Source organism: Acidithiobacillus sp. TH-A35, from assembly GCF_057473505.1.
Window position 1 is genome coordinate 1 of sequence record NZ_JBYCKR010000289.1, and the last position, 2,100, is coordinate 2,100.

Genomic DNA, 2,100 nt, shown 5'->3' on the forward strand with positions numbered 1-2,100 from the left:
CGCGAGCACTGCAGCCGCAGCCGTGTGTATCCGCTGGACGTGGAACGCCCGTTGGCGCAGTTCGCCAGCTGGTACGAACTGTTCCCGCGCTCGGAGACCGAAGATCCCAATCGCCACGGCACCTTCCGCGATGTGCATAAGCGTCTGCCGGCGATTCGCGACATGGGCTTCGACGTGCTGTATTTCCCGCCGATCCACCCGATCGGTCGCCAGCACCGCAAGGGCCCGAACAACAGCCTGCACGCCGGCCCGAACGATCCCGGCAGCCCCTATGCCATCGGCAGCGAAGAGGGTGGCCACGACGCCATCCATCCCGAGCTGGGCACACTTGATGATTTCCGCGAGCTGGTCGCAGCGGCTCGCGAGCATGGCCTTGAGATCGCCCTGGATTTCGCCATCCAGTGCTCGCAGGACCATCCCTGGCTGAAAGAGCACCCGGGCTGGTTCTCCTGGCGTCCGGACGGCACGATCAAATACGCCGAGAACCCGCCGAAGAAGTATCAGGACATCGTCAACGTCGACTTCTATGCCGAAGATGCCATGCCAGACCTCTGGCTGGCACTGCGTGACGTGGTCTGGCACTGGGTGGAGCAGGGCGTGAAGGTGTTCCGGGTCGACAACCCGCACACCAAGCCGCTGCCGTTCTGGGAGTGGCTGATCGCCGATATCCGCGAGCGCGACCGCGACGTGATGTTCCTCTCCGAGGCCTTCACACGCCCCGGCATGATGGCGCGTCTGGGCAAGATCGGTTACAGCCAGAGCTACACCTACTTCACCTGGCGCAACACCAAGGCGGAACTGAGCGAGTACCTCACCGAACTGAACGAGCCCCCGCTGCGCGACTGCTACCGGCCCAACTTCTTCGTCAACACGCCGGACATCAATCCGTTCTTCCTGCAGGACTCCGGCCGCGCCGGGTTCCTGATCCGCGCCGCGCTGGCGACCATGGGCTCGGGGCTATGGGGCATGTACTCGGGCTTCGAGCTATGCGAGTCGGCGGCGATTCCGGGCAAGGAAGAGTATCTGGACTCGGAGAAGTACCAGATTCGCGTCCGCGACTACCACGCACCGGGCAACATCATCGCCGAGATCGCCCAGCTCAACCGCATCCGACGGCAGAACCCGGCACTGCAGACGCACCTGGGCTTCAAGGCCTACATGGCCTGGAACGACAACATCCTCTACTTCGGCAAGCGCACACCAGACCTGTCGAACTTCATTCTGGTGGCCATCAGTCTCGATCCGCACAACGCCCAGGAAGCGAATTTCGAGTTGCCGCTGTGGGAGCTCGGCCTGCCGGATGACGCCCATACCCAGGGCGAGGACCTGATGAATGGCCATCGCTGGAGCTGGTACGGCAAGACCCAGTGGATGCGGATCGAACCCTGGCATCTGCCGTTCGGCATCTGGCGCCTGACCGCACAGGAGCCGGACCCGGACCTCAAGTAATTTCTCGGGCGCAGCTGTTAATTCATTTGAATCATACGTTTATGACGCTTTGTTGATGTGAATTCAGCTGTTGCTCTGCCGTTGCCTAATGCGCCGATCCGGCCTGGGCCTTCACACCGCGACAGGAATGAAGAACATGGCAAAACCGCGCAAACCCGCCGCTTTCATCAAGGACCCGCTCTGGTACAAGGACGCGGTGGTGTATCAGGTGCACCTGAAGTCCTTCTACGACTCGAACAACGACGGCGTCGGTGACTTCCCCGGCCTCATCGAGAAGCTGGATTACATCGCCGACCTTGGGGTGAACACCATCTGGCTGCTGCCGTTCTATCCGTCGCCGCGGCGTGACGATGGTTACGACATCGCCGATTACCGCGGCGTGCATCCGGAATACGGCAGCATGGCCGACGCCCGGCGCTTCATCGCCGAGGCGCACAAGCGCGGGTTGCGGGTGATCACCGAACTGGTCATCAACCACACGTCCGACCAGCACCCCTGGTTCCAGCGCGCGCGCAAGGCGAAGAAGGGCTCGGCCGCGCGGGATTTCTACGTCTGGTCGGATACCGACAAGAAGTACGACGGCACACGGATCATCTTTCTCGACACCGAGAAATCCAACTGGACGTGGGACCCGGTGGCCAAGCAGTACTT

General features: G+C 62.1%; 2 protein-coding genes. Both read left to right on the plus strand.

Annotated elements, in window-relative coordinates; all coding sequences use genetic code 11:
- Positions 1–1,449 (plus strand): alpha-amylase family glycosyl hydrolase (locus AC2VNK_RS09360; protein ID WP_486883562.1); only part of this gene is annotated, 1,449 nt, incomplete at its 5' end.
- Between the two features lie 136 nt (positions 1,450–1,585).
- Positions 1,586–2,100 (plus strand): alpha-amylase family glycosyl hydrolase (locus tag AC2VNK_RS09365; RefSeq protein ID WP_486883563.1); only part of this gene is annotated, 515 nt, incomplete at its 3' end.